General features: G+C 29.1%; 20 protein-coding genes. 4 read left to right on the top strand and 16 right to left on the bottom strand.

Features of this window, described 5'->3' with window-relative positions; all coding sequences use genetic code 11:
• Window positions 1-7 precede the first annotated feature (7 nt).
• The 10 genes from hydA to E0D94_RS05470 all read right to left on the bottom strand — a co-directional run bounded on the left by hydA (window position 8) and on the right by E0D94_RS05470 (window position 13796).
• Window positions 8-1387 carry a dihydropyrimidinase gene (gene hydA / locus E0D94_RS05515; protein WP_130806285.1) on the bottom strand — a complete coding sequence of 460 codons (1380 nt, stop codon included), beginning with the start codon at window positions 1385-1387 and terminating at the stop codon, window positions 8-10.
• Window positions 1388-1474: 87 nt separating this feature from the next.
• Window positions 1475-2458, bottom strand: a complete 984-nt coding sequence (locus E0D94_RS05510) for an ornithine carbamoyltransferase (protein WP_130806284.1) — start codon at window positions 2456-2458, stop codon at window positions 1475-1477.
• A 24-nt stretch (window positions 2459-2482) separates the two neighbouring features.
• Window positions 2483-3703, bottom strand: a complete 1221-nt coding sequence (locus E0D94_RS05505) for a YgeY family selenium metabolism-linked hydrolase (RefSeq protein WP_130806283.1) — start codon at window positions 3701-3703, stop codon at window positions 2483-2485.
• A gap of 48 nt (window positions 3704-3751) precedes the next feature.
• A complete protein-coding gene (gene dpaL, locus E0D94_RS05500; protein ID WP_130806282.1) occupies window positions 3752-4972 on the bottom strand; it encodes a diaminopropionate ammonia-lyase in 1221 nt (406 codons plus the stop codon).
• 325 nt (window positions 4973-5297) lie between these two features.
• Window positions 5298-6620, bottom strand: a complete 1323-nt coding sequence (gene ssnA, locus E0D94_RS05495; protein WP_130806281.1) for a putative aminohydrolase SsnA — start codon at window positions 6618-6620, stop codon at window positions 5298-5300.
• 64 nt (window positions 6621-6684) lie between these two features.
• Window positions 6685-8451 carry a sigma-54 interaction domain-containing protein gene (locus E0D94_RS05490; protein WP_130806280.1) on the bottom strand — a complete coding sequence of 589 codons (1767 nt, stop codon included), beginning with the start codon at window positions 8449-8451 and terminating at the stop codon, window positions 6685-6687.
• A 115-nt stretch (window positions 8452-8566) separates the two neighbouring features.
• Window positions 8567-10417 (bottom strand): ABC transporter ATP-binding protein, encoded by a 1851-nt coding sequence (locus E0D94_RS05485; protein ID WP_130806279.1) that lies wholly within the window; start codon window positions 10415-10417, stop codon window positions 8567-8569.
• Window positions 10414-12639 carry an ABC transporter ATP-binding protein gene (locus E0D94_RS05480; protein ID WP_130806278.1) on the bottom strand — a complete coding sequence of 742 codons (2226 nt, stop codon included), beginning with the start codon at window positions 12637-12639 and terminating at the stop codon, window positions 10414-10416. The genes E0D94_RS05485 and E0D94_RS05480 overlap by 4 nt, the downstream gene beginning before the upstream one ends.
• Before the next feature lie 14 nt (window positions 12640-12653).
• The gene (locus E0D94_RS05475) at window positions 12654-13091 is read right to left on the bottom strand and encodes a MarR family winged helix-turn-helix transcriptional regulator (protein ID WP_130806277.1); all 438 of its coding nucleotides are present in this window, start codon (window positions 13089-13091) and stop codon (window positions 12654-12656) included.
• A gap of 153 nt (window positions 13092-13244) precedes the next feature.
• Window positions 13245-13796 carry a nitroreductase family protein gene (locus E0D94_RS05470; RefSeq protein WP_130806276.1) on the bottom strand — a complete coding sequence of 184 codons (552 nt, stop codon included), beginning with the start codon at window positions 13794-13796 and terminating at the stop codon, window positions 13245-13247.
• Window positions 13797-13915: 119 nt separating this feature from the next.
• Between E0D94_RS05470 and E0D94_RS05465 the strand changes: the two genes are divergently transcribed.
• The gene (locus E0D94_RS05465; protein WP_130806275.1) at window positions 13916-14938 is read left to right on the top strand and encodes a pirin family protein; all 1023 of its coding nucleotides are present in this window, start codon (window positions 13916-13918) and stop codon (window positions 14936-14938) included.
• 39 nt (window positions 14939-14977) lie between these two features.
• Here E0D94_RS05465 and E0D94_RS05460 read toward each other — a convergent pair whose 3' ends face one another.
• A complete protein-coding gene (locus E0D94_RS05460; protein WP_130807356.1) occupies window positions 14978-16285 on the bottom strand; it encodes an alanine/glycine:cation symporter family protein in 1308 nt (435 codons plus the stop codon).
• A 275-nt stretch (window positions 16286-16560) separates the two neighbouring features.
• Between E0D94_RS05460 and E0D94_RS05455 the strand changes: the two genes are divergently transcribed.
• Together E0D94_RS05455 and E0D94_RS05450 are read left to right on the top strand one after the other, a co-directional pair.
• The gene (locus E0D94_RS05455; RefSeq protein WP_130806274.1) at window positions 16561-17853 is read left to right on the top strand and encodes a C40 family peptidase; all 1293 of its coding nucleotides are present in this window, start codon (window positions 16561-16563) and stop codon (window positions 17851-17853) included.
• 113 nt (window positions 17854-17966) lie between these two features.
• Entirely contained in the window at window positions 17967-18536 is a 570-nt protein-coding gene (locus tag E0D94_RS05450; protein ID WP_130806273.1) for a xanthine phosphoribosyltransferase, read from the top strand.
• 17 nt (window positions 18537-18553) lie between these two features.
• On the opposite strand, the gene E0D94_RS05445 is transcribed toward E0D94_RS05450, so the two are convergent.
• The 3 genes from E0D94_RS05445 to E0D94_RS05435 are packed head-to-tail and all read right to left on the bottom strand — an operon-like array spanning window position 18554 to window position 22769.
• Complete coding sequence (locus tag E0D94_RS05445) at window positions 18554-20065, bottom strand: glycine betaine uptake BCCT transporter (RefSeq protein ID WP_423213400.1); 1512 nt, start codon at window positions 20063-20065, stop codon at window positions 18554-18556.
• Window positions 20066-20121: 56 nt separating this feature from the next.
• Complete coding sequence (gene grdH / locus E0D94_RS05440; protein WP_130806271.1) at window positions 20122-21432, bottom strand: betaine reductase selenoprotein B; 1311 nt, start codon at window positions 21430-21432, stop codon at window positions 20122-20124.
• An 11-nt stretch (window positions 21433-21443) separates the two neighbouring features.
• Entirely contained in the window at window positions 21444-22769 is a 1326-nt protein-coding gene (locus E0D94_RS05435) for a glycine/sarcosine/betaine reductase component B subunit (protein WP_130806270.1), read from the bottom strand.
• Between the two features lie 157 nt (window positions 22770-22926).
• Between E0D94_RS05435 and E0D94_RS05430 the strand changes: the two genes are divergently transcribed.
• Window positions 22927-23595 (top strand): TetR/AcrR family transcriptional regulator, encoded by a 669-nt coding sequence (locus E0D94_RS05430; RefSeq protein WP_130806269.1) that lies wholly within the window; start codon window positions 22927-22929, stop codon window positions 23593-23595.
• Window positions 23596-23629: 34 nt separating this feature from the next.
• Here the strand turns inward: E0D94_RS05430 and E0D94_RS05425 are convergent, their stop codons facing one another.
• Window positions 23630-23902, bottom strand: coding sequence for an acylphosphatase (locus E0D94_RS05425; protein WP_130806268.1), 273 nt, complete (start codon window positions 23900-23902; stop codon window positions 23630-23632).
• Window positions 23903-23949: 47 nt separating this feature from the next.
• Window positions 23950-24474: a tryptophan transporter gene (locus tag E0D94_RS05420; protein ID WP_130806267.1), complete on the bottom strand. Its 525-nt coding sequence runs from the start codon at window positions 24472-24474 to the stop codon at window positions 23950-23952.
• Window positions 24475-24506: the final 32 nt, after the last annotated feature.

Below are 24506 nucleotides of genomic sequence, written 5' to 3'. Positions count from 1 at the left end.
TATTAAATTATAAATTTTTGTTTACCTTTTTTCTCTTTATAAATTTCCCTTTGATTCTATTTGATAAAAATTTATTTTCCTTTACAATTGTAGTTCCTCTTAATATTACTCTATCAATTTTGCATTTAACTTTTAAACCTTCATACATAGAGTAATCTGAGTTTCCATGTAAATCTTTGATTTTTATTTCTTGTTCAATGTTTGGATTTATTATAACTATATCAGCATCTGAACCTGGTTGTATTACACCCTTCTTAGGGTATAATCCATATATTTTTGAAGGATTTGTACACATCACTTCTACAAATTTATTTATACTTATCTTCCCTTTACTAACCCCTTCTGAAAATATTACTGAAACTCTTTCTTCTACACCAGGTCCTCCCCCTGGCGCTATAGTAAAATCATTTTTTGCTATGAGTTTTTGCCTGAAGCTAAAAGGACAATGATCAGTTCCTATAGTTTGTATATCACCTTGGTTTATACCATCCCATAAAAAATCAATATCTTTTTTTGTTCTTAAAGGTGGTGCCATTATATATTTAAGCCCTTCAAAATTATCTTTTTTATATTCCTCTTGCGTAAGAGTCAAATATTGAGTACAAGTTTCTACAAATATATTTTTCTGTCCTCTTTTTCGTGCTTCCTTTACTTCTATTAAACCTTCTTTAGTCGATAAATGTACAATATACACTGGTGCATCCCCTGCAAGTTTAGCTAAATTAAGTATCCTACCTATTGCCTCTGATTCTGTATTATTTGGTCTAGATTTAGCGTGGTATATTGGAGTAATTTTACCTTGACTTTTATATTTAGCTCTAAAATAATTTATCACTTGATCATTTTCTGCATGAACTGGTACAATACCACCTACTTGTTTCATTTTTTTAAGAACTCTATATAATTTATCATCACTTAATTTATTATTATATGTCATATAAACCTTAAAACTAATAATTCCATTGTTTACATGGTGTTCTAATTCATCTAAAATCTTATCATTTAGATGCTGTACAACACCATGAAAACTATAATCAATCATAGCTTTATCATGAGCTAATTCATGATATTTATTAATCTGGTGGCTTAAATTACAACCTTTAGGTCCAAAACCTAAATGATCAACAATAGTTGTTGTTCCACCACATGCAGCTGCTATTGTTCCTGAATAAAAATCATCAACTGTAGTATACTTTCCAGCTATCAAATTCATATGAGTATGAACATCTATTGCTCCTGGAATTACATATTTTCCTTCTGCATCTATAATTTCATGTCCTTCTTCTGCTATGTTATTGCCTATGCATTCTATTTTTTCATCTTTTAATAAAATATCAGCTTTATAGGTATTTTGTTCTGAAACTATCAAGCCATTTTTAATTATCATATTGTACCTCCTACAATGGCCTTTGTATGGAAAAGGTTTTTAATGTTTAATAAAGAGGAGAACATTCTCCTCTTTATTAAATTATATTTACTTTCCACCCATTGTTAATGTCATTACCGCTTTAGCTGTATGAAGTCTATTTTCTGCTTCATCATAAATAACTGAATGTAGTCCATCTATAACTGAATCCTCTACTTCATTTACTCTATCTGCTGGTAATGCATGCATGTATATAGAATCTTTATTAGTTAAATCCATCATTTCTTGAGTACATTTCCAGCTCTTATATTGCTCTAACATATCATCTACAACTTCTTCACTTTCATTATTTACCCAACTACCCCAGTTCTTAGGTATAACTACATCAGCATCTCTATATGCTTCTTCCATATCATGAGTTATTCTAAATGTTCCACCATTTTTTTCTGCATTTTCTTTAGCTTGTTCAATAGCCCAATCTGGTAAATCATATCCTTCAGGATAAGCTAAAGTTACATCCATACCGTATCTTGGGAATAATAAAGCCTGAGTTAAAGGTACTGAAATAGGTTTCTTATGAGTAGTAGCATATGCCCAAATAATAGAAACTTTAACATTTTGAGTTCTTCCTAATTTTTCTTGAATAGTCATTAAATCAGCTATTCCTTGCATTGGATGGTAAAGATCACATTGAAGATTCATTACTGGAACTGATGCATATTTAGCCATTTCTCTTAAATATTTATTTCCTTGTTTCCAGAAACAATTCCTTGCAGCTATCCCATGCCCCATTCTAGATAATATTACTCCAGTATCTTTAGCAACTTCACCATGTGCTATTTGCATTGTTGAAGTATCTAGGAAGTTACCATGTCCACCCAATTGTGCCATTCCTGCTTCCATTGAGTTTCTTGTTCTTGTAGATTGTTCAAAGAACATTAAAAATATTGATTTATCCCTCAAATATGGAGTTGATTCTCCCATAGCAAATTTTCTTTTCAAGTCAAAAGATACGTCTAATAAAGTATTAATTTCATCCTTTGTCCACTCTTGTAATGTTATAAAGTCTTTACCTCTAAATGTAGTTTGCATTTTTATATTCCTCCTAAAATTTTATTATTTATTTACATACTTATTTACATAAGTTATTGGTGTTAAAGCATAAAGTGCTGCACATTTTACTAACTCATCTTTCCAAGTTTTTTCATTTGGTGCATGTGCTTGGTCCTCATGACCTGGTCCAAATCCTATACATGGAATTCCATATCTTCCCATTATAGAAACTGCATTTGTAGAGAAAGTCCACTTATCTACTAATGGTTCTTCTTTAAATAATTCTTTATATCCATCTACTAATGTTTGACAAGCTGGATGGTCTTCTTCCAATACCCATGATGGGAAATATGATTCTGTAGGGTATACAAGTCCTGTCCATGATGGTCTATCGTATTTATATAACTCAACTTCCGCATTTGCAGCTTTTACTGCAGGTAAATTTTTAATTTCTTGAATAGCTCCTTGCCAAGTTTCACCATCTGTAAGTCTTCTATCTATTGATATAGTACATCCATCTGCTACTGCACATCTTGATGGCGATGAGAAGAATATTTCAGAAACTGTTAATGTGCCTTTTCCTAAAAATTCATCATAATGTAAGTTTTCATGTAATGCCTTTAATTCATTTAATATTGGAGCCATTTTAAATATTGCATTTTCTCCTCTTTCTGGAGCAGAACCATGACAACTCAATCCTTTAGTAGTCACTTTAATTTCCATTCTTCCTCTATGTCCCCTATATATATTTAAAGAAGTTGGCTCAGTTATAACTACAAATTCAGGTTTAATCTTGGATTCTTCTATAATATATTGCCAACATAATCCATCACAATCTTCTTCTTGAACTGTACCTGTAACTATTAAAGTATAATCATCTTCAAGACCTAAGTCTTTTATGATTTTACCAGCATATACCATTGAAGCCATTCCGCCTTCTTGGTCAGAAGCTCCTCTACCTCCTACTACTTCATCATCTTCCATTCCTTCAAAAGGATCAAACTCCCATGCAGATTTGTCACCTACACCTACAGTGTCAATATGAGCATCCATAGCTATTACATGTTTTCCATGACCAATATAACCTAATACATTACCCATTGGATCTATTTCCACTTTATCAAAACCTACTTTTTCCATTTCTTCTTTAATTGTATAAATTACTTCTTTCTCATTACAAGATTCACTTGGATGACTAATCATTTTTCTTAGAAATGTAGACATATCTTGTTCATACTTTTTTGCTAATTCGAAAATTTTTTTAACTTTAAAATCTTTTGACATTTTAAATCCTCCCTTAAAATTAAAATTTATATTAAATTATTTTCTATCTTAGTCAACATACTTATCAGGATAAACTCCGTTCCAAACTATTTCCCTATAGTAATCTGGATCAGTATCTCCTTCTGTACTTACAACTAAAACTCGAGAATTTTCATCTAGTTTTAATTGTTCTTTTAAATCTTTTAAATCTTCATCTTTAAGTATTGAATATACTATACCTGTAGTAACTGCCCCTGACTCACCAGAAATCACTTTATCATCACCATTTAATGGGTTTCCAAGAACTCTCATTCCATTTGCTGCTATATATTCTGGACATGAAATATATGCATCTGAGTAATCATTTAATATTTCCCATCCAATTGGATTTGGTTCTCCACAAGCAAGTCCTGCCATTATAGTATTCATATCACCAGTTACATTAGTAATCTTTTTATTCTTACCTGATCTATATATGCAGTCAGCTTTATTTGGCTCCACTACAACAGTTATTGGTCTATCTTCTCCATAATAAGCTGCTATAAATCCTTGTACCGCTCCAGCAAGTGAACCTACACCAGCTTGTATAAATACATGTGTTGGTTTTTCTATTTTCATTTCTTCCATTTGTTCCACTGATTCTAGCATTAATGTAGCATACCCTTGCATAATCCATAGAGGAATATCTTCATAACCTTCCCAAGCAGTATCCTGAATTATTTCCCAACCATATTTATTAGCCATATCAAGTGATAGTCTAACTGCATCATCATAATTCATATCAGTAATACTTGCTTCAGCTCCAGTAGCTTGTATATTTTTAAGTCTTATTTCTGAAGATCCTTTTGGCATATATACAACGGCATTTTGATTTAATTGTTGTGCTGCCCAAGCAACTCCTCTACCATGATTTCCATCTGTAGCAGTCACAAAAGTAATATCACCTAATTTTTCTTTTGTTTCTTTATTAGTAAGCATATTAAATGTAACATCTCTCATTGGAACATTTAATTTCCCAGCTAAAAAATTACCAATTGCATAAGAACCACCTAGTACTTTAAATGCGTTTAATCCAAATCTGTATGATTCATCTTTAACTAATATTTCAGAAACCCCTAATTTATTTGAAAGATTTTTAAGTCTTGTAAGAGGAGTTTTGGAATATACATCAAAACTTTCATGAAACCTTTTAACATTCTTAGCATTTTCAACATTGAAATCTTTTACAGAAACTTTATCTTCGCATTTCCTTGCTTCTTTATTCATTACTATTTTAATAGATTCAGCCATCCATGAATCTCCTTTCAGCTTTTATTTTCTTTACACTTATTTATATAAGCAATTACCATGCCAAACTATTAAAAATAATATTTAAAATTTATAGTAGTTTTATAAATAACACTTTATAAGCTACTTATGAGCACCTAATCTTTATATTTTGTTATAAAATAAATAATAAAGTATAAAAATAAGCTTATTTTTATACTTTATTATTGTTTTTTTATTATCAATTTGATAAATAGTTATCATTTTGATAATAAATTCATTTAACCTTGATTTTTAGCTATAAAAAGGATTTCCTTTTATTTTTATTATCATTTTGATAATTTTATTTTTAAATTCTACTCCACATATTTTTTGCTAAATTTCTAGATTTTTGTAATATCTTGTGTTCATCCGCCACTAATATCTCTCTTTCTTTCATAACTATCTTTCCATTTATAATTGTAGTATCTACACTTCTTCCCATTATTCCAAATAATATATGTGCATTATAATTGTTTTTATTAATAGGAGTATGAGGTATATAATCTATTACTATGACATCAGCTAATGCTCCTTTTTCTAATGTTCCTATAGGTTTAGAAATATATTTTTCAGCTATTTTTCTGTTATTTGCAAAAAGCATAGTTGGCACTTCACTCCAAGCAACTCTAGGATCACATAAATGATGTTTTGCTAAAAGGTTAGCTACTTTCATAGATTCAAACATATCTGCTGTAAATCCATCTGTTCCAAGTCCCAAGTTTATTCCCATTTCTATCATTTTAATTATAGGGGCTGCTCCTACTGCATTTCCCATATTACTTTCAGGATTATGAACTACATTACTATTAGTTTCTTTTAAAATTTCTAATTCTCTTTTATTTGTATGAATACCATGGACTGCTATTGTTTTATCACTTAACATATTATAGTCATTATATCTTTCTACTACTCTTTTACCATATTTTTTAAGTGTATCAAATTGATCTTCTATTCCTTCAGCTACATGGACATGAAAACCAGCATCTAATCCTTCTATAGCTTGATTACATTTTTTAAGTGTATCATCTGAAAGAGTCATGGATGCATGAAGTCCAAACATAGCTGTTAGCATATCATCTTTATTTTCTTTAGTATATTTTATAAAATTAATATTTTCTTCTATAGCTTCTTCTAATATTTGTTCACCATCTCTATCTGTAACTTCATAACAAAGATTACTTCTAACATTCAATTCTTTTGCTACTTCTGCTATTGTAAATAAACTATTTTTTACTGCACCTTCACTTGCATGATGATCAAATATTGTTGTTGTCCCATTTCTAATACAATCTATATAAGTAGCATAAGCACTATATTTCACATCTTCAAGTGTTATTGTTTTATCTAGTTTCCACCATAACTTTTCAAGTATTTCTACAAAATTCTTAGACTCTTCTGTATTCATACCACGAGCAAATGAGCTGTAAATATGCATATGAGTATTTATCATACCAGGCATTATAATTCTTCTTTTTGCATCCATAAATTCTACATCTGGATATTTACTTTTTATATGTTCTGTACTACCTATTTCATGAATTAAATTATCTTTTATAACTATTGCTCCATCTTCTAAATAAGGATTACTTTTGCTTTGTGTAATCATTCTACCATTACCTACAATAAACAAGAAAAAAACCTCCTATAATATTAATTTTGAATTCTACAATAATTATAAAGCAAAATTCATGCCATTATTTTTGACATTTACTTTCATCAAGTTTCCTATAAAGTGTTGCTATTCCTATTCCTAATTTTTCAGACGCCATTTTTTTTCCTTTTGTATCCCAGCCATAAATATCAAGGGCTTTAATAATATAGTTTTTTTCTACATCTTTAAGTTTCTTTATAGTTTCTATTTCGTTTCCTATATCTCTATTTTGAATATAATTCATTATATTTTCAGGTATCATCTCTTTTTTTAATATGTTATAATTATCAGCTAGATTTATCATATACTCCAAAGTGTTTTCAAGTTCACGCACATTTCCTGGCCAAGGATATTCAAGTAAAATTTTCTTTGCATCTTCTTCAATTCCTTCAACATCTTTTTCAAATAATAAATTATATTTTTTTATCTTTTGTTCCATTATTATTTCAATATCTTCTATTCTTTCTCTTAATGGTGGTATACTAATAGGTATTACATTTAATCTATAATATAAATCATCTCTAAAGTTATTCTTTTTAATTAATTCTTTTAAGTCCTTATTTGTTGCAGCTATAACCCTTATGTCAAGATCTATAGGCTTATTTGACCCTATTCTAGTAACCTTTTTTTCTTGAAGTACTCTTAATATCTTAACTTGAAGATGCAAAGGCATGTCACCAATTTCATCTAAAAATATAACTCCTTCATTTGCCAATTCAAACTTTCCCATTCGTCCACTTGAATTAGCACCTGTAAAAGCCCCCTTTACATATCCAAATAGTTCTGATTCTAAAAGTTCGTCTGGTATTGCACCACAATTTATAGCTACAAAAGGTTTATCACTTCTATTACTCTCAGAATGAATTGTTCTTGCTATAAGTTCCTTTCCTGTTCCACTTTCTCCAGTAATAAGTATAGTAGATTTTGAATCTGCAAACTTTTTTATTCTTTCTTTTAAAGCATTAGTATATTTAGATTTACCTAATATAACATCCGTAGTAATTGTCCTATGTGCATTAGTTAAAGCATAAGCTTCTGATTTCATCTTTTTTATTCTATTAAACATGAATACTTTATTATAATTAGATATAACAGAAGGTAAACTTATAAGATTACCTAAAAGGTCAAACTTCATATCTCCTATTCTAATTGTATATTCTTCTTTCCCCATAATAAATTCATTTTTAGAAACAAATTCTATATTCTCAATATTTTGATTACTATTTATGTGAAGTTGAGTTTTGGCACTATCATTCATATGTGAAATTTTACCTTCTTCACTTGTCATAATTATACCTTTATCAACATTATCTATAATATTTGTAAGAACATTTATTACTGATTTGTTTCTTTCATTTTCCATATATTCATAAACTTTAGAGCTTATAAAGTCTGAAATTTGATATAAAAATTCAAGTTGCAAATCAATTTCAGAAAGTATTATTTGTTTTTGTACAGTATTTGAACAAATTAAACCTATTACACCAATTACTTCATCTTTAAGCTTTATTGGCGCACTTAATTCTAATTCTTCACTACAACTTCCTTTATTTATACACCTTTCACATAAAAGGTGTTCTCCAGGATTTTCAATTATTTTATGTTGACCAGTTTCTAGTACATTTTGGTAAACATAAGCTTCTCCTAATATATTTTCATCTACTCTTTTTTTAAATATTCCAGTTCCAGCTATTCTATTTAAATCTTTATCAACTATTTCAACATCAACTCCAAGAACATTTGCAACTACATTTGCATATTTCTTTACAACGTCTCTAATAAGGCTTAATTTTGACTGTCTATGGTTCATTTTCATCATCCTTTTAAAGAATTTAATAGATATTTTTATAACTATATTATATATTACAATTTATATCCAAACAAATATTTAAACAATAAAAAAACCGAGCATCCTCGGTTTTTTATTAACTAACTTCATCTCTTTTAAATTGAGAATTATATAATTCTGAATAAAATCCATTCTTCTTTAATAATTCATCATGATTACCTTGTTCTATAATATCACCATGATTCATAACTAATATTAAATCAGCATCACGTATAGTTGATAACCTATGAGCTATAATAAAACTAGTTCTATCTTTCATTAAATTATCCATTGCCTTTTGAATTTGAATTTCAGTACGAGTATCTATAGAACTTGTAGCTTCATCAAGTATTAAAATCCTTGGATCTTTCAATATTGCTCTTGCAATTGTAATAAGCTGTTTTTGACCTGAGGATACATTTGTAGCTTCTTCATTTAATACCATATCATATCCATTTGGAAGATGGTGAACAAAGCTGTCTACATGTGCTGCTTTTGCTGCTGCTATAACTTCTTCATCTGTTGCTTCAAGACGACCATACCTTATATTTTCCATTATACTACCATTATAAAGCCACGTATCTTGAAGTACCATTCCAAATTTTCTTCTTAAATCAGACCTAGTAAAATCTTTTATATTATGACCATCAATTAATATTTCACCTTCATCTACATCATAAAATCTCATAAGAAGCTTTACTATTGTAGTTTTACCAGCACCAGTAGGCCCTACTAAAGCTATTTTTTGTCCCGGTTTTATATCAGCTGAAAAATCATTAATAATTGTTTCTTCTTTATTGTATCCAAAATTAACATGATTAAAAGTAACTCTTCCATCTACTTTTTTTAGTTTAATAGGGTTTGTAGTTTCTTTTATTTCCTCATCTTCTTCTAAAAATTCAAATACTCTCTCTGCAGAAGCTGCAGTTTGTTGAAGTATATTTGAAATATTTGCTACTTGAGAAATAGGTTGTGTAAATTGCCTTACATACTGTATAAATGCTTGAATATCTCCAACTTCTATAGTTCTTTTAGCTGCTAGATAACCACCTAATATACTTACTACTACATATCCAATATTTCCTACAAAATTCATAAGTGGCATCATAATACTAGTTAAAAATTGTGATTTCCATGCAGCTCCATAAAGTTTTTTATTTCTTTTATTAAATTCATTAATACTCTTTTCTTCGCCATTAAATGCTTTTACTACAATATGCCCACTATACATCTCTTCTACATGACCATTCACATTCCCTAAATAATCTTGTTGTTGTTTGAAAAATTTTTGAGATTTCTTTACTATAGACATTATAAGAATCAGAGAAATAGGTATAGTAATAAGTGATGCTAAAGTCATCCTCCAGCTTATACTAATCATCATAACGAGTACACCTATTATAGTAGTAACTGAAGTAATTATTTGAGTTAAACTTTGATTAAGTGTCTGACTTAAAGTATCTACATCATTAGTAACTCTAGATAATATTTCACCTTTACTTGTAGTGTCAAAGTACTTAAGTGGTATAAGATTTATTTTTTCTGATATATCTTTCCTAAGTTTATAACTGACCTTCATAGATACTCCAGACATTACATAGTTTTGAACATAACGGAATAATGAACTTATTACATATAGCCCTAAAAGAATTAAAAGGGTGTTTCTAATATAAATAAAGTCTATACTCCCAGTACCTGCAATTTTTGACACTATTCCTTCAAAAAGTTTTGTAGTAATACGTCCAAGTATTTTAGGTCCTACTATTAAAAATATAGTACTTGCTATAGCAAATAAAATTACTATTATAATTGAGACTTTATATACACTTAAATAATTCAATAATTTTTTCATAGTTCCTTTAAAATCTTTTGCCTTTTCTCCACCTTTCATCATTCCATGAGGACCACCTTTCATAGGTCCTTGACGTTTTGGTTTCTTTTCTCTCATGCTAATTCCTCCTTTGAAAGCTGGGATTCAGCTATTTCTCTATAAGGCTTACAGTTTTCAAGTAATTCCTTATGTGTTCCTTTTCCTACAATTTCTCCTTCATCAAGTACTATTATTTGTTCTGCATTCATTATACTTGCAACTCTTTGTGCTACTATTATAATAGTACTTTTTTCTATCCTTTTATTAAGTGCCTTTCTAAGAGCAGAATCTGTTCTGAAATCAAGTGCTGAAAAACTATCATCAAATAAAAATATTTCAGGTTTTTTCATGAGAGCTCGTGCTATAGAAAGTCTCTGTTTTTGTCCGCCAGATACATTAGAACCACCTTGAGAAATTGGTGATCTAAATTCTTCTTCTTTTTCTTTAATGAATTCCATTGATTGAGAAATTTCTGCTGCTTTTATTAAATCTTCTTTTTCAGCATCTTCGTCTCCATATTTTAAATTTGATTCAATTGTTCCACTAAATAATATGCTTTTTTGAGGAACATACCCTATTTTTTCCCTTAAATCATGCTGAGATACTTTTCTTATATCTACACCATCTACAAGTATTTCACCACTTGTTACATCTTGAAATCTTGGTATTAAATTTAAAAGAGTAGTTTTACCAGAACCAGTAGAGCCAATAATAGCTGTAGTTTCACCTGGTAATGCTTTAAAGTCTATGTTTTTTAACATATCTTCTTCTGCTCCATCATATCTAAAAGATACATTTTTAAATTCTACTACTCCTTTTAAGGAATTATCAAATTCTTTAGGATTTTCAGGATCTTTTATTTCTAGCTCAGTTTGTAACACTTCTACTATACGATTAGCTGAAACAGAAGCTCTTGGAATAAGTATAAACATCATAGACATCATTAAAAATGCAAAAATAATCTGCATTGCATATTGCATATAAGCCATCATATCTCCAACTTGCATATTAGCATCAGCAATCCTATGAGCTCCTACCCATACTATAAGTATAGTGACTCCGTTCATTATAAGCATCATTGCAGGATACATTAATGCCATTACTCTATTAATAAAGAGATTTGTATCTGTAAGATTTTTATTTGCCTCATCAAATCTATTTTCTTCAAATTGCTGATTACTAAATGCTCTTATAACCATCATACCTGATAAATTCTCACGTGTAACTAAATTGAGTTTATCAATAAGTTTTTGTACTACCTTAAATTTAGGCATTACTACTATAATTAAAATAGAAATTAAACCTAATAGAGCTATTACAGCTACCCCTATAATCCAAGACATAGAAGCACTTTTACCTATAGCCTTTATTACTCCACCAACTCCCATGATTGGAGCAAAAAATACCATTCTTATCATTATTACAATTAAATTTTGTATTTGAGTTATATCATTAGTAGTTCTTGTAATAAGGGATGCTGAAGAAAATTTATCTAATTCTTTTATAGAAAATCTTTCTACATGATTAAAAACATCATATCGTAAGTTACGAGCCATGCCTGCTGCAGTTTTTGAAGCTAAAAATCCAACTATTACAATACTAATAGCACTTATTAAAGCTACTAATAACATCTTTAATCCTGCTTTTAAAATATAATTAGTTTGTATTTCATCTACATCCATACCAAGAGCTGAATACTCAGCTTTAACTGCTCCTACTGCAGATTGTATTAACATATCTTCACCTAATGCATCTATTCTTTCATTCATTTGTTTATCTATTTCTTGCCTTTGGTTAATCGGTAAGTTTTCAATTATACCATATATATCAGTATCAGCTGGTATCTCTGTACCATTAAATTCTATCACTCCATCTTTAGCATTATTTTGAATTTGTTCTATACCTGATATAGTTACAAGTGCTCTACCTATAATACTATTTAAGTATTCAATTTTTTCATCATCTATATCTTTCAATACATATATAGGTGACTCAGCTAAATTTGGATGTTTTTCCAAGTAATCATCATAACTTTCACTATTTTCATCAATAAAAATATAATTATTTGATACTTCTTTCTTTTCCTCTTCATTCATAAATATTTTTATTTTATCCATCAAACTTTTTCTCATAGCTTCTGGAGTAGCTTCTGTAATACCACCTTGTTGGATACCTTTATTAACTATATCTGCCATATAGTCAGGAAGTGAAAGTTCTGCCATAGCTTGAATAAATAAGAAAATAACCGCAAATATAATTAAAACCTTAAATGGTTTAAGATATTTAGCTAATTTAGTCATTATATTTCAACCCCTTACTTTTTTTCATTTCTATCTAATACTTTTTTTAAGGTTTCAAGTCCTTCATATATTTTTTCAATTTCTTCTTTTGTACCATTTTTTATAATATCATCTATTTTATTTTCAACTTTAGAAAAATGATTTTTAGATTTCTTTTTAAAAGAAGGAGTTATCTTTACATGAACAACTCTTCTATCCTCTTTACTTCTGATTCTTTCAATATATCCTTGTTTTTCCATCCTATCTACTATTCCTGAAACTGTACTATTTGAAAGTCCCATTTTTTGACTTATATCACTTATTTTCATCTCTTCATATTTGCTTAATATTCCTATAAGCATACCTTGTGGTCCTGTCAAATTCATTTCTTTAAATTCATCTTCTATATTACGTTTCATAGTATCCATTACATTTTTTAATAATTTAACTATACTTATTCCATTATTTTTCATTAATACACCTCATTTTCAAAACTATTTCGCATAGCAATATTTAGTATACGAAATATATTTTATCTTTATTATTATTAATTGTCAACATTTTTCATAAAAAAAACTCCTAAATAGGAGTTTTCTATTATTTATAAAATATGATATTTAAGTATTTTAATTTCTCTCTTTAAAGAAATTAATATCTATCATAACTTCTTCTAAAGATTTTCTAGTATTAGGTTTTTCATTTCCACTTTTAATTCTTTTTCCTATTGCTATCATAGCAATTATATCACAGTCTTCAGGTATATTTAGTATCTCACGTGCTTTCTTTTTACTAAAACCAGCCATTCCATGAGTATCATATCCTCTTTTTTTAGCTTCTAAAGATAAAAATCCCCATGAAGTACCTGTATCAAATTTATTATAATTATTTTTTTTATTGTTACGTTTAAATGTATTTGTAGAAATTGCAATTGCAAGTACAGGTGCTTTTTTTGCCCAACTATTTCCTTTCATTAATAATCCCCTTAATATTTCTACATCATCATCCTTATAAGCTACAATATATCTCCATGGTTGCTCATTAAAACAAGATGGTGCATATCTAGCAGCTTCAAAGATAGCTTTTAAATCTTCAAGTGGTACTTTTTCATTACTAAATTCTCTAGGAGACCATCTCTCCTTAATAACCTTCATTATATCGTAATTAAATTGTCTTTCCATATAACCACCCCAATTTGTTTTATTCATATTTAATATGTTACCCTTATTATATTGTTTTAAATAATATGTATAAGGTATAAAATATATATGAGAACTTTAAATATGGAAAGGGGATAAATATGGGTCAAAAAATATTGGATATCAAAGATTTTAGTTTTAGAGATGAAGTAGGTGATCCCTTTATTATAAGAATGCATCATTTAGATAATTATCCTAAAGGTAATGGTAAAATGGGAGTACAAAAAGAAGAGTTAAAACATAAAAATTTAGGTGAAGATTTCGATTTTAACAGTCCTTTTAAAATGTATTATGGAAAAGATGTTCCTGGATTTCCCGTACATCCCCATAGGGGTTTTGAAACTATTACAATAGTTCTAAAAGGGTTTGTTGATCATTCTGATTCAGCAGGCTTAACTGGAAGATATGGCAATGGAGATGTACAATGGATGACTGCAGGTAAAGGTATGCAACATGCTGAAATGTTTCCTTTGGTTTATGATGATAAAGAAAACACCTTGGAATTATTTCAAATATGGCTTAATTTGCCACGTAAAAATAAATTTGTAGAACCACATTATAAAATGTTATGGAATGAAGACATACCTATAGTTAAGGAAATAAATGAAAATGGCAATATAGCATATATTAAAGTAATATCTGGCTCATATAAAGATACTAATTCACTAGACCCAAACCCTGATTCTTGGGCAAATGATAAAAATAATAATGTAAACATTTGGACAATTCATATGGAACCAAATTCAAGTATAGATATTCCAAAGATTTCTCCTACTTTAAATAGAAAATTATATCTATACAAAGGTGAAAATATATATATTGATGGTGCTGAAATAAAAAACTCAAAGACCATTAACCTTAATGGAAATGAACAAATAAAAGTAACTAATGGTGATGAAGATAGTTACCTTCTACTATTAGAAGGAGAACCTATTGGAGAAAAAGTAGTTAATTATGGACCTTTTGTAATGACATCTATGGAAGAAATACATGAAGCTTATAGAGATTATGAAAAAAATCATTTTGGTGGATGGCCTTGGGAAAAAGAGGGTCCTATTAATCCAAAGGAAAAAGAAAGATTTGCAAAATATAGCAAAGAAAATATAGTTTATCCTAAAAAATAATAATCTGCCTCAATATATTGAGGCAGATTATTATTTAGATTAACTTATATTCTGACTTTTATTTTTCTTTTTTGAATCAAACTCATTTACTGCCTTAACTACTAATGCTGATAATCCAACAAGGGCTATAAGGTTAGGAATTACCATTAAAGCGTTAAACATATCTGCTAATGCCCAAACAAGTTCTACATCTAATAATGTTCCCACCACTATACATATAAGAACTAATGCTCTATAATATTTTACTCCACCTTTTCCAAATAAATATTTTATATTAAGTTCTCCAAAAAAGTACCAGCCTATTATAGTTGAAAAAGCAAAGAAAAATAATGCTACGGCTATAAATTGTAATCCAAAATCACCAAAATTACTAAATCCTAATCTAAATCCTTCTTGAGTTAATTCAGAACTTGTAAGACCAGTTTCAAATGCACCAGTAGTTAATATTACAAGAGCTGTTATAGTACAAACTATTCCAGTATCAACTATAACACCTAACATAGAAACATATCCTTGTTGTACTGGATGATCTACTTTAGCTACTGCATGGGCATGAGGAGTTGAACCCATACCTGCTTCATTTGAAAATAATCCTCTTGCAACACCGTATCTTAAAGTTTCTTTTACAGTTGCACCTATAAATCCTCCTGTTGCAGCACGAGGATTAAATGCTCCCCACACAATCATTTTAAGTGCTGGTAATATCTCCGAATAATTAATTGCTAAAACTACTATACCACCTAATATATATAAAGCCGCCATAAATGGAACTACTTTTTCTGTAAATGAAGCTATACGACTTACTCCACCTAATAATATTAATGCTGCTAAAGCTGCTACTATAATTCCAATAACTATTTTGGGAATAGGAAAAGCATTATTTACTGCAAGTCCTATAGAATTGGATTGTACCATACTTCCCATAAATCCAAGGGCAAATATAATTGAAATTGAAAAAAATCCTGCTAAAAATTTGCTTTTCAAGCCATATCTTAAGTAATATGCAGGCCCTCCAACTAATTCTCCATTTATACTCCTGTTGTATGTTTGAGCTAAAACTGCTTCTGCAAATATTGTTCCCATACCAAAGAATCCACTAATCCACATCCAAAATATAGCTCCAGGTCCTCCTGCTGCTATAGCTGTTGCAACTCCTGCTAAGTTTCCTGTTCCAACTTGTGCTGCTATAGCTGTAGAAAGCGATTGAAAAGCTGACATGCCAACATCTTCTGTTTCCTTTTCTGGCTTACTAAATACTTCTTTAAATATTGACTTAATTTTTGTAACTTGAATAAATTTTAACCTAAAAGTAAAAAGAATACCTGTCCCAAGTAATGCAACTAACATTACTGGCCCCCATAAAAACCCATTAATACTTTCAATAATATCCACTATAAATCCCTCCAATTTGTATGAATTGTATATTTAAGAAAAATATAAGAAAAGCTTTGTTAAAATTATATCTTTCTAGTTACAGAAACCTTCAAAAAGAAACAATCTAAAGCCTAAAAATAAAACTTTTTCGAAATATTACAATTTAATTACAGAAAACCCTTTCATTTGTTACTGTTATATTATATAATAATAATCAAGATATAAAACTATTAAAGGAGGCGTATGTTTTGGCATTAAAAAAACATGCTTTAAAAAGTACAGTAGCAACTTTAACACTTATGGCAGTTTTAGCAATGGGATTGCCTGCTAATGCACAATTAGGAGATCAGCTTTTAAAAAGAGGAATGCGTGATACTGATGTTAAAGTGTTGCAACAACACCTAAAAGACTTAGGACATATGAATTATAATGGGACAACAACATATTACGGATATATTACAGAAAATGCAGTAAAAGATTTTCAAAGAGCAAATGGTTTAAAAGTTGATGGCTATTTTGGCCCCAACACTTCCAAAACATTACTTAATAAAATAAATAAAACAAATTCTAGCTCAAATTCAACAAATACTAATACAAACAACAACACTTCATTATTTAACTATACAAGAGTATTAAAATATGGTTCTAGAGGACAAGATGTAAAGTCATTACAATCTATACTTAAATCATTAGGACATTATAGTTCAAGTATAGATGGCATTTTTGGTCCTGGTACAAGAAGTGCTGTAATAAAATTTCAAAGATCACAAAAAATTAGTGCAGATGGATACTTTGGTCCTAATTCTTATAAGTACTTAAAAAATACTTTAAGTGGAAATAATAAGCCCTCTAAGCCAGCACCAGAAGAGAAACCAAGTAATAATACTGGACTTTTAACTTACAAAAGAGTATTAAAATATGATTCTAGAGGGCAAGATGTAAAATCATTACAATCTGCACTTGATAAATTAAATTATTATAGTTCAAGTATAGATGGTATTTACGGTTCTGGTACTAAAAGTGCTGTAATGAATTTCCAAAGATCTGCTCATATTGCAGTAGATGGATATGCTGGACCTAATACTATAAAAACAATCAATAAAGCATTAAATGGTGAATTACCAAATCGTGGTGGATCAACTGAAAATAATACAAGTAATAGTAGTAGAGATAAATTAACTCAAAACATAATAAATGAGTCTAAAAAATACTTAGGAGTACCTTATCGTTATGCTGGTTCTACTCCATCAGGTTTTGATTGTTCAGGTTATACACAATATGTATATAGAAAATTTGGTATAAGTCTTTCTCGTAGTTCTGTAGGTCAAGCTGGTAATGGTTCTAGAATAAGTAGAAATAATTTAAAACCTGGAGATTTACTTATATTTGAAGGTACTTATAAAGCTGGTCCAAGTCATACAGGTATCTACTTAGGAAATGATATGTTTATAAGTGCTACTTCTTCAAGAGGAATTGCTATTGCAAGTTTAAATAGTAATTACTGGGGTTCACACTATGCATATGGTAGAAGAGTATATTAATAAATTGAATATTTAAAGCATCGCTTTTGCGATGCTTTTTTAATTTTTATTGATTTTTAAAAATAATTTTGTTATAGTATGTTTTAAATACTTATGGAAGAAAGGACAAAAAAATGGATAAATTAAAACAAATGATTCTATCTAAAGGTGAAACAAGAGAAGGTAATATTCTTAAGGTTGATAGCTTTTTAAATCATCAACTTGATTCAGAATTCTTGTATGAAATAGGTAAAGAATTTTATAATTATTTTAAAAATGAAAATATAACTAAAATTGTTACAATTGAAGTAAGTGGTGTTGCAATTGCTGCTATGGCAGCATTGTTTTTTAAAGTTCCAGTAGTTTTTGCAAAAAAATCTGAAAGCTTAAATTTAGATGAGGATATTTATAAAGGAAAAGTCTATTCTTATACTAAAAGAAAAGAGTACAATGTAATGGTAAGTAAAAGGTATCTTAATAAAGAGGATAATCTACTAGTTATAGATGACTTTTTAGCACAAGGTAATGCGATGAAAGGTCTTATTGATATTATAGATCAAAGTGGTGCTACAATTAAAGGCATGGGAATAGTTATAGAAAAGGGATTTCAATCAGGAGGAACTTATCTCAGAGAAAATGGTTATAACTTAAAAAGTTTAGCTATAGTAGATAAAATAACAAAAAAAAGCATTACTTTTAGATAAAAGTAATGCTTTTTTTATTAGCTTATATTTTTAATTTTATTGTCACTTATATTATCCATATTTTCCTCTTTCAAAGCTTTTAAAAATGAAAAAGCTCCAAATATCATTACTATAGCAAATGGAAAAGCAGCTACTATTGAACTAGTTTGTAATGCCTGTAATCCTCCAGAAAACATAAGTGCAAATGCCATCATTGACTGAATAGCTCCCCATATTACCTTTGTATTTGTTGGTGGATTTAAATTTCCATTTTTAGACATCATTCCTAATACAAATGTAGCAGAATCTGCAGATGTAATAAAAAATGTGCAAAGAAGCAATATCGTAATAAATGATATTATATTTCCTAAAGGTACATGTTCCATCACTACAAATAATGCTGTCTCGGTTACTTTGACTGCTTCAGTTGCTACTTCAGTTCCTAAATTCATTGCTGTTGTTCCAAATATTGCAAACCATAAAAATGAACCAAGTGCGGGTACTAATGAAACTCCTAAAATAAATTCTTTTATAGTTCTTCCCTTTGATATACGTGCTATAAATGAACCAACAAAAGGAGCCCATGCAATCCACCATGCCCAGTAAAATATTTTCCATCCACCTATCCAACTATTATCACTAAATGCATTAATAACAAAACTTTCTCTAACAAAACCAGATAAAAATGCACCTATACTATTTGTAAACATATTTATTATAGCAAGTGTAGGTCCTAATATAAGAGTTAAAATCATCAGTATGGAAGCTAAAGTTATATTTGAATTAGATAGGAATAAAATTCCCTTATCTAAGCCTGTAATAGCAGATATCATAAATAAAATTGTTACAGTTACTATAATTATTATTTGGATTAAATTGTTTATAGGCACTCCAAATAAATAATTTAATCCACTATTAATTTGTAAAACTCCTAGTCCTAAAGAGGTTGCAACACCTGCAACTGTAGCAAATACAGCAAGAATATCTATAAACTTTCCAATAGGTCCTCTTACCTTCTCTTCTCCTAATAGAGGTATAAAAATACTACTAATTAATGCTGGCTTTTTCTTTCTAAATTGCATATATGCAAGTGGCATAGCTACAACAGCATAATTTGCCCATGGATGTACACCCCAATGTATAAAAGATGTAAACATCGAAAAATTTGCTGCTTCTTGAGTTCCTGAACTTACGCCTATAGGATTAATAAAGTGATTTAAAGGTTCTGCTACTCCCCAAAATACAAGTCCAATTCCCATTCCAGCTGAAAATAACATTGCAAACCAAGATATGTAACTGTATTCTGGTTTTGAATCATCATCACCTAGTTTAATCCTTCCATATTTGCTAAATGCTAATACTAGCACAAATGCTACGAATAAAAACATAGCCATTAAATAAAACCAACCAAATTTTTCTGTCAAAAAAGAAAATACATTATTTGCTATATTTCCAAATGAATTAGGTGAAAATATACCCCATAGTGAAAATCCTAAAACTATAAATAATGAAATAAAATAAACATGATTATCTTTTTTTTCCATAATAATCTCCTTTTTAATTATGACATATAAAATATAGCTATATTTTATATGTCATAATTTTTTTAGATTTCTACTTTAAAAATTGTTGGTTCTTCTATGTTTATAGTAAGAGAATCTAACGCTATCCCTACTCTATGAAATCTTAATTTCCACTGTTCTTCTTTAGTTGTATTAGGATCTCCTAATGGATATGGAATAGATATTGTAGGTACTATTTTATTTACTCCTACAGATTCTGCTACTGGTATTAAATTGCACATTTCTACCACTGGTATTCCTGCCCTTTCAATTTCTCTTACCATTGTTGCACCGCAACGTGTACAAGTACCTCAGGTAGCAGTTAATATAACTCCATCTACATTATCTTCTTTTAATTTTTGAATCATTTCTTTACTCATTCTACTAGCTTCTGCTTGAGTAGTGCCAGTTCCAACTGTACTATAGAAATATTTATGAAGTTTCCCTATTTTTCCTTCTTTTAAATATTTTTTCATTGCATCTACTGGTACAATTCTATTTGGATCTGAATCACCAGCTGTAGGATCATATCCAGCATGTATAGTTTTAAATACTCCAGGTTCTAATCTATCTAATTCTGATATATCATACCTTCCCCAACGAGTTGCAGAAGCTGACTGTATTCTATCTGGATTATCTACTGGTACTATCCCTCCTGATGTTACTAAAGCAATATTTGCTTTTGATAAATTTTTTATAGGTTTTGCTATTGGAACTAAATCTTTCTTAGGGATAGGAAGCTCTGTCTGATAAGGTTCCTTATTCAACTTCTTAATTAACATTCCTACACCTCTTTGAGCTGCAGTTTCACCTGATTCTAACCAAACTTGTGCTCTTATGCCTCTTTTAAAAAATCCTTCTTCTTCTGCTGATTTTGTCTCTTCGTTATTTAATACTTTATTTGCAAAGTTAGCCATAACTTTTATATCTTTTCTTAACTTAGCAGCAGATTTTCCACCTTTAAAGATATGAATATCTCTTTTAAAAATTTCTACTCCGGGATTTTCTATATGCATAGAGGTTAAAGCTGGAACATTAAATTTTTCTTTTACAGCTTTACATATAGTTCCACAAGCTACTCCATATCTCCCTGCTTGAAAAGCTGGTCCTGCTATGAAAATATCAAATTCTTTATCCTCTAAGAAAGATAATATTTCTTCCACAGCCTCTTCTGTATTTGAAGATATATAATTGTCTCCACAAATTACTGTATGTATTACTTCAGCATCAATTAATTCATTTAATGCAAGAGCTGGACCTACTAGACCTTCTTTTATTTCTGGTTTATAATCTGCTTTTTCTTCTCCACCAATACCAGCAAAGAATTGATTAATATAATGTATTGCCTTTTTCATGATGACACCTCCTAAAATTCTTTCATAGTTTTAATTGACCAACCTGCAATTCTATCTCCACAGAACATTGCATTGTTTTCCATGATTATAGAACCATCTTCTCGTACTGAAGGTCCAATATTCTCATCATATGACCATCCACCAGATAAACCATCTCTTGAAAGCGATTTCAAATTCCCTATTACTTTATCTGCCGGTGGAAGTTCTATTAATTGTGATACATTGCCTGTTGATACTAATGCATCTGCCTTTTCATCTAATGATACAAGTGGTTGACTAGCACCATCTCTTCCAGTAGCTTCATTGCTTATACCTACAGTTTTTACTCCTACATCTTCTAAAGCTCTTAAACATAAAATATAGTCAGCATCAGGATTTCCATATCCTTCTTCAGTAACTATAGCTCCATCTGCACCTAATGACTTAGCCATTTGTGCAACAAATATGGATGATCTCTTTTTCTGTTCTAATGATACATTTAAGTTTGACATTATAACTCCTAAGAAATTTATACTTTTACCATGTTCTTTATACAACTCTCTTATAGTAGGAAAATTTTGCAAGTCATAAGTTGACCATTTTGATGATGAAGGCATGAAACTACCTGAAATATTAGAACCATCTAAAATTTCATTTGGATGCATGAAAGTTGGTATATATTTATTCATGTCCCATCCATAAACTCTAGCATTATACCCCATTATTTCCATTTGTGATTGTGGTTGCATTACTAGAACTACAGAAGGTAGTTTGTTTAAATTCTCTGACCTTTTAACTATAGGTCCTAGTTCATAGTTTTCTATCTCTTCTGGTTCCATTTCTTTTACTGTATTGCCTAAGTATTCAGCAAATTTATGAGTAGCCATTCTAATAGCAGTATTTCTTTTTTGTTGTTCAAATCTTTCTTGTTCTTCATCAGTATCTGCTACTATGCAAATATTAATTAACTCTGAGAATAAAGTATATTTTCCTCCTTCTTTGCTCATATCAACTAGTCCATCTCCAAAGCTTCCATAATTCATACCAACTCCTAATACACTGCATCCCTTTAGTGCATGTACTCTACCACTTCCAGCCATCTCTACTCCTCCTGTTACTCCAGGAAAGATTGTTCTACCATCTGGCCGTATTCTTGGTTCTACTGCTTCCTTGATTGGAACTATCTTTGTGTTATCACCTGGTTTTGCAATTTCTAGATCTACAGCTGTAATGTGTTCATCTTTTTTTATGAATCTAATAGCTTCATCTTTGCTAATTGTAAGTATTCCATCTTTAAAATTAGTTTTATTTCCAAATACAACATCTTTAACATTAAAATTACCAATTTCTAACTTCACATCTTCACCTCTTTTTTTATAATCATGATTATATTTGTTAATAATTTATATTAGTCAAAATAAAAATATATTACTTTTTTATTTAAATTTATTTTATTGTGATAATTTTATTTACTAACAAATATTCTTATATTAAAAAGTAAAATTTGGAGGCATTATGAATAATAAAGAAATGCAAACAAAAAGAGTAATGGGAGATTTTATTAATGCAAGTAATAAACTTATAAGAGAAAATGGAATAGCAAATATTTCTTTAAGAAAAGTATCAAAAATCGCAGGATACAATAGTGCTACAATGTATAATTATTTTGAAAATCTAGATCATCTAATTTTTTTTGGAGCTATGAAATATTTAAACAATTACACGAGAAGTTTAAATAACTATCTAAAAAAAGAGGAATGTTCTATGGATAGATTTTTAAAGGTATGGGAATATTTTTGTTTTTATGCTTATAGTGAGCCTCAAATATACAATGCTATATTTTTTCCAAACCTAAATAATAATATAGGACATTACATGAAAAAGTATTATGATTTTTTCCCAGAAGAATTATTAAGTAGTAATACAACTATTCGTAATATGCTTTTAAAAGATAATATAAATGATAGAGCTATGACTATATTATCTGATTGTGTAAATGAAAATTATATAAAATGTGAAGATGCTATTATATTAAATGATATGACTTTAGTAATATTTGAAGGTATTTTTAAAAGAGTATTAAATAAAAATATGTCATATAAATATGCTATAAAAAATACTATGCTCTATTTTAAATTAATTATTGAGAATTTTTTAATTAAAGATTATAATTTTTATTTTTAGAAAGAAGAAAGCATTGCCTAAGGCAATGCTTTCTTTATTTAATATTAAATTTATTATCTTTCAAATCTTTTATTGATTTTTCACTTATATTTATATTATCAACTCTTGCATGAGAGGGGCCAGATTTAGTCCATTCTATAAATTTTTCTATATTTTCTTCTTTACCTTGAGCATCTATTTCTACACTTCCATCAATTCTATTTGTCACCCAACCAGATATATTTAATTTATTAGCTTCTTGAGTAGTATAATATCTAAATCCTACCCCTTGTACTCTGCCAAAAATTTCTATATTAACTCTTTTCATTATATTCACCTCTTACTTAAAATACCCGATAAGTATAATGTTAAAACTTATATTTCCATAGCTAAATCTAATTTTGTAACCTTTAAAGCCATTTTAACAATATTATATATAGTTATTGTTACAAATATATTCGTTATTGATGTAGGAATTACTATTGCTAAAAATAATGCCATAAATGGTGCAGGTAATCCTACTAAAAATAATGAAGTAGATAAAAACACACTTCCACTTACAACTGTCCCTAGAAAAGCTATTATTCCAACTTTTATTTGACCCATTTTTACATTAGCTAATAAATGGATTAAGAAATAAACTGCTAATGAAGTTATAATTTTATCTACTATATTTGCTATTTGACCACCTGGAAAAGTAGTTGTCATAGCAGTAATTATTCCACTAAGTAATGCTGTAACTATTATACTTTTAAAATCTTTATTTATCATCAATGCTACAAATATAAAGGATAACATTAAATCAAACTTCATGCTCCCAAGGGTGCCTGGTACAATTTGATGCATAATAAATCCTATGGCAAGTAATAAAGCTATAAATATATTTTTTCTTAAATTCATTGTAATTATCTCCTTTTAATTTTATTTTGTTA

The sequence above is a fragment of the Senegalia massiliensis genome, assembly GCF_900626135.1.
Lineage (GTDB): Bacteria > Bacillota > Clostridia > Tissierellales > SIT17 > Anaeromonas > Anaeromonas massiliensis.
The sequence above is the reverse complement of the archived record's forward strand: the minus strand, read 5'-3'. Positions and strand labels throughout refer to the sequence as shown.